This is a genomic window from Stenomitos rutilans (assembly GCF_059505485.1).
Genome location: NZ_JCACKR010000130.1, coordinates 20,069 through 28,192, shown reverse-complemented (window position 1 = coordinate 28,192; position 8,124 = coordinate 20,069). Strand labels below are relative to the sequence as shown.

Here is an 8,124-nt window from a genome sequence, read left to right as displayed (position 1 = left end):
CTGCAATCATCAAGACTTTCCGCCGATAAGCCCTTACTTCTGTCAGTCAATCAGGTGTGTTAGCACGTATCGCTGCGCCCATTTTGTCCCCATAGATGTCATAGAGTTGAGCCAAGCTTTGAATGCCCAGGATGAAGCAGGCTCCATTAGAACGGTATTCGTTAATCCATTGTGGTAAACGTTCGCGTAGCGTGCCGAAGGCATTCGAGCTTGATCGAGGGCAACTCGTCTAAAGAGATAATCAGCGGGTCTTTGCGGGGTGTGCTGAGATTGCCCACAATCATTAGGTGAATTGCAGCAGCCAGTAGCGGACCCACCACACTGCGACGCTCATCATCCAACTTGAATACTACGATCTCTCGCCCTTCCAAGCGAGTTGGAATCGTGGATTTGCCAATAAAGGCTCGGAGCAGGTCTGCTTGAATGAACGATGAGAAGGTGCCTGCGGCGGTCGTTAGGATACCAGAGATTGTTTTTTCAGCGTCCTTCGCACTGAGGAACTGTACAAAAGAGGTAGCGACCCATTCATCTAACTGTTTGGATTGCACCGCATAATCGATTCGATGCACCAAGTTAGGCAGGCGCAACACGGCGTAGAGCATTGCCATATCGGGATAGCGAGAACCTTTGACCAGTTGTAGCAATGCCTTTGCCAGCAAGTCTCCTGCCTTGGTGAAGAATTCATCGCTCCGCCCGCCATCGCCCTCTCTGGCGTTACGATTAATGACTTTACCAATCTCCCCTGCCATTACTCCATCTCGCGCATCCCGCATGTAATCCAACGGGTTAATCACGCCACTGAAGGCTTCTCCTGGTGCAAAGACTCTGACCTGATACCCATATCGCGCTGCCAGGGGTGCATGGAGGCGCATCTGATCCCCCTTTTTGTCGTAGAGCAGAATGGGAAAGCCCTGTTGCATAGCACTTTCCAGCATTCGATCGATTGTGGAATAAGTCTTTCCAGAGCCAGGAGCGCCAATGACCAATGTACCTCGTTCAGAACTGGGAAACCAAACCGTTGGGGATGCTCCCAATGTGGTTTGTATTGTTGTTATCACCCCGCGCCATGCTCCTTTTGCCCAATAACGAGGTGTGCCAGACCAGAGCGTTACTTTGTTGTGTTTGCGTTCCCGGATTTGTTTAAGTGAGAGGCCGGTTGCAGCGAGTTTCTCCGCTGTGCCACACAGTTTGCCCGTAGTAATTTTGCCCTTACTCGATCCACTGATGCGGAGCAGCAATAATACGACCACCAACCCACCCAGCATCATCCAGCCCTGGGGAGTGTTGTATTGCTGAAACATTTTGCCAAAGTCGATCGCTGCCAATGGTTGGGAATAGGACGGCACCTGCATCAAAGCAGTAGATGTAGGGCTTTTACTGCCAGCAAGGGAGTTCCAATGGGTCGGCAAGGGGAGAGACATAGCAAAAGGCTGAGATTCTAGCAGAAATTCTAACGATTGCAGGTCGATGAGTGGATCAGCTACCTGGATATTTTTTAGGGGGTGAGGCAATGCGATAGCTTGCGCTGACTTGTCAGTTCGCGATTTCCCAAGGCTCAATACCCAAATTCTGTTTCAGATAGCGTCTCAGGCTAACGCCTCAGCGTTGGGATAATTCATTTGGCTGCACTGCAATGGTTAAACCAACGAACTCTAGAAATAGCTCTACCAGCACTGCCAGAACGGGTGCTAAGACAGCTACTCCCAAATCACCAAAATCAACTGCGGCAACCAACTCTCGTGCGGCTCGAACCGACAGGACGGAGCCAGAAGACTTTGAGGTTGACACAGACCTACTCAGCGATGTCTACAATCAGGTGCGCCGACCGCAGTTGCCCTACGGCATTGTGGTTAATGATAAGCCAGCCGGGATTCTGATTCCGATCGATCAGTTGGAAAAGGCGGGCTGGCTTGCCATGCCGGATGAAGATGACCTCACGACGGTTACTTTCACTGAAGATGTGACGGGTCTTTTGATTACGGAAGCCCGGTTGCTCGTGCTGGCATTTGTGCCCGAATACATTCGCTACAAGTCGGATGTGGAAGACCTGGGCGGTACGGTTGTTGGACTCTACGATGAGTACCGCAATAGCCTGGACAAGAAATCGATGGATGTCTGCTCAGAACATGCGCTGCTGTTTCTGGATGAGGATAATCAACCCCTGCATACGATGCCGTTCGCGTAGCGTGCCGTAGGCATTCGTCGTGCGATTCAAAAATGTCGCACTCTGGAGCTTTAAATCAGCCCGTGAGGAGTTCTACCGTGCGCTGGAAAAAACATTCGCTGACTACTTCAATGTGCCTTTCAGCGGCAAGAACGATCGATGGCGGAGTTTGGGAGTGTTGGAGGTGGAGTTTAAAGCCGTTAAGGAAGGGGAGGGCAAGAACAAACACGACTGCTGTAAGACGGTGGCATATACCAAACCGACGATCGAAACCCTGCCTCTCCTCTATTTGGGCACTCCTACGGCAAAGGCGCTGATCTGGCAGCAGCATGATGCGATCGCTGGATTTACGGAACATCAGTCTTTGCCTGCCTTGCCAGGAGAGGTAGAAGCTGTGGAAGTTGAGGTATTGCCGCCTCATAAGAATGGTGTGACTGCCAAAACCTTGAATACAAAATCTTCTAAACCTCCACGAAAGATCAAACCAATTGAGGAGGATGAAGACTTTCTAGATGACTTGGAGGACTCAGATGCAGAGTTAAACGATGAAGACTTTGATTTTGAGGATGACGACGAGGAATAGTTCAAGCCGTCTTCCTGAATTGTATTACCAGTTTCTGCTATTGCTAGTTTTAGCAATAGCAGATCTCACCATAAAAGATTATTGAACAACTGCATTTAGATTTACTAAGTTTGACGTATTGACATTTTATGAATCTGCATTCATTATATTTAGTGAATATAAATTCATAAAAACTACATGTCAAGAAAAGTTAAGGAGGCGCTTGGAAGACCTCGAGAGTTTGATCGAGATACTGTTCTAACACAGGCAATGCATGTATTTTGGAATTCTGGATTTTCTAGGACAACATATGCCTCCCTCGAACAGGCAACAGGGTTGCATCGTCAAAGCCTTGTGTACGCATTTGGCGATAAGGAATCTCTGTTTTATCAAGCCTTGAGTCATTATGCTGAAACTCAGGTGCAATCAATTATCAATCAGTTGGAAGCGCCAGGATCTCCCCTCAAAAATATTCGTGCAGCATTTGCCGAATGGCTTGAAGATGCACAGCGAGAAACTACATCAGGATGTTTGTTTGTGAATACATCTGCGGAAATTGGTCAGTCTGATCCTAAGGTTGCTCAAATTATTGAAACTGCAACAAAACGTCTCATTCAGGCATTTGAGCAAGTAATTGAGGCAGGTCAGACTCAAGGCGAGATTACCGTAACCATTTCAGCTATTGACTTAGCTCAACAGGCTGTCGCGGTTGGCGATGGGGTTTTACTGCGAAGACGGGTTAGTAACGATCCATCCTTTGCTGAAGCAGTGTTCCGAGCCTTTCTTGCCTCGATCGAATGTCGTGATTTGTAATCATCACGGAGATTTGCACATTTAGAAAACTGATTAATTCAGCAGCAATACTCGATAAGAGTTTGCTCCATCAAATTTATGAATGTAGATTCATAAAAAGTGTTTCATGTTTACGGATACGTTTTTCAAGGAGCTGAGGATATGCAATTAAATTGGAGCAGTTGGCAAGAATTCAGAGCTGTGCAACAAGAACTGGTGTTGCCGACTGGTGCCGCAGCCCACATTCCAGTCACAATTCGGTACATCGATAGCGGGGAGGCGAAGTTTGGCACCATTCTATTGATGCACGGTATACCGACTTGGGGGTACCTCTACCATGCGGTGATTCCAATCCTAGTACAGGCGGGTTATCGGGTTCTAGCACCGGATTTTCTCGGTCATGGCTGGTCAGATCGTCGCGATCGCTTTGATCGATCGTTCCAAGACCAAGCACGCATGATTGTTGCTTTGCTTGCAGCCATTGGCCTTGAACAGGTGGATGTTGTGGGTCACGATACGGGGGGTGCAGTCGCCCTGATTTTAGCAATCGAGCACCCAGAGGTTGTCAATCGACTGATCATCACAAATTCCGTTTGCTATGACCGCTTTGACGATGACATGCTCGATTTTGGACATCCTCTGCGCTGGAAAACACGCTCAATTGTAGATTTGGTTGAAGCCCTTGAAGCCAGCCTCGCAGCAGGCCTTTCAAATAAAAGCCGACTCACCCCAGACTTTCGAGCGGGAATCATCGCACCTTGGTCGGATGAAGAAGGTAAACTAAGCCTACTTCGCAATGCGTCTGCCCTCAATGCCAATCAAACAATGGCACTGGTGGATCGACATAACACAATTACAGCTCCAACCCTAATCCTATGGGGCATGGATGACCCTTGGCAAAAGTCAGAAGACGGAATGCAACTAGCTAGCGAGATTCCAGGTGCCATTTTCCAAGGAATTGAAGATGCGTCCCATTGGGTGCAGCAAGATACTCCAAAGCAGTTTTCCAAGGCTTTATTGGAGTTCTTTGCCAGTTCGACCTGAACGTCATGTTCCTGCTTTTTTATTCAGTCAACTTTGTATTCGACAAATTGCTTTTTCCTCACCTGTCAGGAGTGCTGAGATCATGGCTACACCAATGATGCCTACCGCAATTCGTTTGATTCCCGGACAGTTAGTTCCTGCTTTGGAGGTTGAGATTCTATCTGGAACTCGTTGGAACTTATTTGAACAAACACCCCGTGCCTTTACGATGATTGTATTCTATCGTGGGCTTCACTGTCCCCTTTGTATAGAGTATTTACAAGAACTGGAACGTAAGCTAGAGCAGTTTAACGCGATCGGTATTGAGTGCATTGTCATTAGCGGCGATACTTATGAACGCGCCATTGAATCAAAAGAGAATTGGGGGTTGCAGAAACTGCAAATCGGCTATGGATTAACCCGTGAAGCCATGCAGCAATGGGGATTGTACATCTCCAAAGGTAAACTTGCAGAGGAACCACCTTTATTTAATGAACCTGGATTATTTCTCGTCAAGCCAAACGGTATTCTCTTCTTTGCTGGAGTGAATAATGCCCCTTATGGTCGTCCTGCATTAGACACGTTATTGTCTGGGTTAGATTATGTTTTGAACCACGATTATCCTTTACGTGGTACAGAAGTTTAATTCAGATGTAGGATCTTGGAATTACAAAACTCTCAGCCTGCAGGCAGGCAATTCCTTCAGATCTCAACCGTTTTTTCTAGTATTCTCTAATCAAGGCAGTTGGATGTTCATCACAAATTAAATCTTCTCTTCGCTGTAGCAAATCTGCTATCTGCTGTCGATAATTTTGAAATTTGGGTGAACGTCGTATTTGATGATAACCGTGTTCCGTTTTATCTTCCAACCATTGCATGATCAATTCTTGCTTGATAGTTCCAGGATGGGCACTCATGACATACACCCGCTGTGCGAGAAAGACAGCTTCTTCAATATCATGTGTGATCATAAGAATAGTAACACCAGTTTGCCGCCAAACTTGAAGTAAAAATTGCTGCATCGTCTCTTTAGTCTGTATATCCAGTGCCCCGAAAGGTTCATCTAAAAGCAAAATTTTAGGCTCACAGGCTAACACACGAGCGATCGCCACTCGCTGTTTCATTCCCCCCGAAAGCTCCTTGGGATAAGATTCAGCAAATTGGGATAAGCCGACTACATCCAGGTAATGGCAAACTTGCTGTTGCCGATCGGAACGGGGAACCCCTTGTAAGTTCAGTCCAAATCCAACATTCTGTGCAACTGTCATCCAGGGATAAAGCGTATACCGCTGGAACACCATGCCTCGATCTGCACCAGGAGCCGTGACTGGCAGACCATCTACGCAGATCTCCCCCGCAGACGGTCGGTCAAGTCCGGCAATCAGTCGAAGCAGTGTAGACTTACCTGAACCAGAGGCACCTACAATGCAAACTAGTTCTCCCCAATTCACTTCTAAATTGATGTCTTTGAGAGCAGCAAAGGTTCCTTGCCTTACTGAAAACTGTTTATAGAGACGCGAAACAGTCAAGGACATATTTTTTCCCTCAATTAATCAATCGCCCACTTACACATCGTTCGTAGCCACAGTCGAAATAACAGATCGATTGCAAATCCAATCAGACCTAACACAATCAAACAGGAAAAGATTTCATCTGTTTTGAGAAACCGCTGGGCTAACAGAATGCGTTTCCCTAAACCTTGTTCAGCCGCAATGAGTTCAGACACAACTACCAATGCCCATGAAGTTGCGATATTAATGCGAAACGTATCAATCATGTTGGGAATGACATAGGGAGTAATCACTTTGAGCAACACCTGCCATCGCAATCCTCCCAGGGTATAGGTGGTTTCGATCAGCTCCTTCGGCACGAATTTGACTGCATCCATGATCATCAGAATATTGAAGAAAACCGTTCCGATAAAGATCAGCGTAATTTTAGGTTCTTCTCCTAATCCCAAGTAGATGACTAAGAGCGGAATGAACGCTGGAGGAGGCATATAGCGCACAATGCCAATGACAGGCTCTAATAATGCGCGAATACTGGCGAATGCTCCCATTGCAATACCAATTGGAATAGCTGCGATCGCAGCAAAGCCAAAGCCAGCAAAAACGCGAAACAGGCTGATTGCCGTATCATTTAGCAAATACCCTTCTTGCCAAAGTCGCTCAAATGCTTCTTGCACCTGCATGGGTGAGGGTAGAAATGAAGTATCTACAAGGTGCAAGTTGGAAACAATCCACCAGCTAATTAGAGGAATTGCAACGGATAGACCCATCAAGCTCAAATGGAGCTTCCGAGGAATTTCTTCTGCAATTCGCCAAAAGATGGTTGGAGTAATTCCTGTGCGCGGAGAAGAGAGAGGAATGCTAGATTGAGTAGAAGAATGATTCATGAATAATTTAAAGACAAAACGACAGTGAGTTAGTTTTGTGAATTTTCAATATGGGCTTTGATGAAGTGATCGTCCAAGAGAGAGTCAGAATTTGGAACTTGAGGGAGAAAACCAGCCTCCACAATAAAGTTTGAGATTTCTTTGATCGCAAAAGGTAAGTGTTTCATGGTATCCCCAGAACTGAATACTTCAAGGTTCTCTTCAGGAGTGAAGAATTTAACCCCTGCCTGGAAACTCTGAAGCTCTTCGATCGTCACCCCGGCTCGCTTCGCCATGATCTCGTTGGCACGTTCAGGATTGGTGGCGATGAATTTCAAGGTGTCAAACCAGGTGTCAACGATTGCTTGTACTTGATCCGGCCGTTCTGAGATCAGTTTTTGGCTGACAACGAGCAAGTCTGGAATTGCCCCTGGAAAATCTTTAGAACTGCTCAGTTCTTGACTTCCGTTTCGCTTCAGCGCAGTGTTTGTAAAGGGCACCCAAGCAACAACAGCATCAAGTTGTCCGGCAGAAAATGCAGCCGTGGCGGCACCCGTTTCCAGATTCACTGTTTGAACATCATTCCGAGATAATCCATTTTCTTTCAGAGCAAGACTCAGCAAGAAATCGCTAACGATTCCCTCTTCTACTCCAATTCGTTTCCCTTTGAGATCCGCAACAGAATTAATGCCTTGTGTGACAATAATTTTGTCATTTCCATTAGAGTTATCATTCACTAAAACAACCGTTTCTCCATTCACTGCTTTGGGAGCGAACGTGACAGTTTCATTCAATGTTTGAGAATTAGCATCAAGTTGCCCAGTGACCATTGCCTCCAAGGCTGAGCTAACATTGTCAAACCATTTCAGTTCAACGTTTGCACCATGGGCTGCAAATAGGTTTTCTTCTTCAGCGATCGCCCAGGGCAACCATCCGACCCAATTGCTATATCCTAATACCACGGGATTTGCCACCAAATTTGAGTTGGCATCTGTGGATGCTGTTGGTGTTGAGTTAGAAGAAGCGCAGCTAATAGTAAACAGCAAACTCAGCACAAACAGGGTGCCACGTAAGAAAAACTGCCGAAGTTTCATAAAGTCACCATTCAAAGAAATTATTGCAAAGCGTAGATTAACCAAAGAACAATCTGCTGAGCAGCAGTTGTGTAACAATCTGCTTGCATAACGGCTGCTCATACCTGATCTGGGT

Annotated in this window: 10 protein-coding genes; 5 read left to right on the top strand and 5 right to left on the bottom strand. The window is 46.4% G+C overall.

The genetic code is table 11. The features are described 5' to 3' along the window. Positions 1-46: 46 nt before the first annotated feature. Together AC5JLP_RS27570 and AC5JLP_RS27565 are read right to left on the bottom strand one after the other, a co-directional pair. Positions 47-124 (bottom strand): hypothetical protein, encoded by a 78-nt coding sequence (locus tag AC5JLP_RS27570; RefSeq protein ID WP_496071045.1) that lies wholly within the window; start codon positions 122-124, stop codon positions 47-49. Positions 125-161: 37 nt separating this feature from the next. After that, positions 162-1,511, bottom strand: a complete 1,350-nt coding sequence (locus tag AC5JLP_RS27565; protein ID WP_496071043.1) for a type IV secretory system conjugative DNA transfer family protein — start codon at positions 1,509-1,511, stop codon at positions 162-164. Positions 1,512-1,633: 122 nt separating this feature from the next. On the opposite strand from AC5JLP_RS27565, the gene AC5JLP_RS27560 reads away from it, so the two are divergent. The 5 genes from AC5JLP_RS27560 (at position 1,634) to AC5JLP_RS27540 (ending at position 5,187) form a co-directional block, all read left to right on the top strand. After that, positions 1,634-2,185 (top strand): DUF5895 domain-containing protein, encoded by a 552-nt coding sequence (locus AC5JLP_RS27560; protein ID WP_496071042.1) that lies wholly within the window; start codon positions 1,634-1,636, stop codon positions 2,183-2,185. A 19-nt stretch (positions 2,186-2,204) separates the two neighbouring features. Then, positions 2,205-2,747, top strand: coding sequence for a DUF5895 domain-containing protein (locus AC5JLP_RS27555; protein WP_496071041.1), 543 nt, complete (start codon positions 2,205-2,207; stop codon positions 2,745-2,747). A gap of 177 nt (positions 2,748-2,924) precedes the next feature. Continuing rightward, complete coding sequence (locus tag AC5JLP_RS27550; RefSeq protein ID WP_496071040.1) at positions 2,925-3,539, top strand: TetR/AcrR family transcriptional regulator; 615 nt, start codon at positions 2,925-2,927, stop codon at positions 3,537-3,539. A 141-nt stretch (positions 3,540-3,680) separates the two neighbouring features. Continuing rightward, positions 3,681-4,562: an alpha/beta fold hydrolase gene (locus tag AC5JLP_RS27545; RefSeq protein WP_496071039.1), complete on the top strand. Its 882-nt coding sequence runs from the start codon at positions 3,681-3,683 to the stop codon at positions 4,560-4,562. Between the two features lie 82 nt (positions 4,563-4,644). Then, on the top strand, positions 4,645-5,187 hold the full coding sequence (locus tag AC5JLP_RS27540) for a peroxiredoxin-like family protein (protein ID WP_496071038.1): 543 nt from the start codon (positions 4,645-4,647) through the stop codon (positions 5,185-5,187). A 76-nt stretch (positions 5,188-5,263) separates the two neighbouring features. Here the strand turns inward: AC5JLP_RS27540 and AC5JLP_RS27535 are convergent, their stop codons facing one another. Genes AC5JLP_RS27535 through AC5JLP_RS27525 form a run of 3 tightly spaced genes read right to left on the bottom strand, consistent with a single transcriptional unit; the run spans position 5,264 to position 8,054 of the window. Further along, positions 5,264-6,076, bottom strand: a complete 813-nt coding sequence (locus tag AC5JLP_RS27535) for an ABC transporter ATP-binding protein (RefSeq protein WP_496071037.1) — start codon at positions 6,074-6,076, stop codon at positions 5,264-5,266. A gap of 14 nt (positions 6,077-6,090) precedes the next feature. Next, positions 6,091-6,936 (bottom strand): ABC transporter permease, encoded by an 846-nt coding sequence (locus tag AC5JLP_RS27530; protein WP_496071036.1) that lies wholly within the window; start codon positions 6,934-6,936, stop codon positions 6,091-6,093. A 29-nt stretch (positions 6,937-6,965) separates the two neighbouring features. Continuing rightward, the gene (locus AC5JLP_RS27525; RefSeq protein ID WP_496071035.1) at positions 6,966-8,054 is read right to left on the bottom strand and encodes an ABC transporter substrate-binding protein; all 1,089 of its coding nucleotides are present in this window, start codon (positions 8,052-8,054) and stop codon (positions 6,966-6,968) included. Positions 8,055-8,124: the final 70 nt, after the last annotated feature.